This is a genomic window from Paracraurococcus lichenis, assembly GCF_030657435.1.
GTDB lineage: Bacteria > Pseudomonadota > Alphaproteobacteria > Acetobacterales > Acetobacteraceae > Paracraurococcus > Paracraurococcus lichenis.
Map to the genome: position 1 here is coordinate 1 of NZ_JAUTWS010000549.1, position 337 is coordinate 337.

The 337-nt window shown below is 65.9% G+C and carries 1 protein-coding gene; it reads left to right on the forward strand.

Annotated features, from left to right (window positions below):
* Positions 1–337: IS66 family transposase (locus Q7A36_RS41190; protein ID WP_305109539.1), on the forward strand; the 337-nt coding region annotated here is incomplete at both ends.

The following is a 337-nucleotide window of genomic DNA, read 5'->3' on the forward strand; positions in this document are numbered from 1 at the left end:
CAGACCGGCCTGATCAAGCAGCGGCTGCTGGCCAGCACGGTGCTGGCCTCCGACGAGACCAGCATGCGGGTTGGCAAAAGAACCTTCTGGACCTGGGTGTTCCACCATGCCGACAGCGCCTGCTTCCTGATCCGTCCCTCCCGCGGCAAGGCAGTGGTACGCGAGTTCCTCGGCGAGGTCCGCCCGGCAGTCTGGATCTCTGACCGCCTCGGTGCCCAGAGAGGCTGGGCCAGCCGGGAGCATCAGGTCTGCCTGGCTCATCTGCTGCGTGACGTCCAGTACGCGATCGACGCCGGCGATGCTGGCTTTGCTCCCGGCATGAAGCATCTGCTGCAAC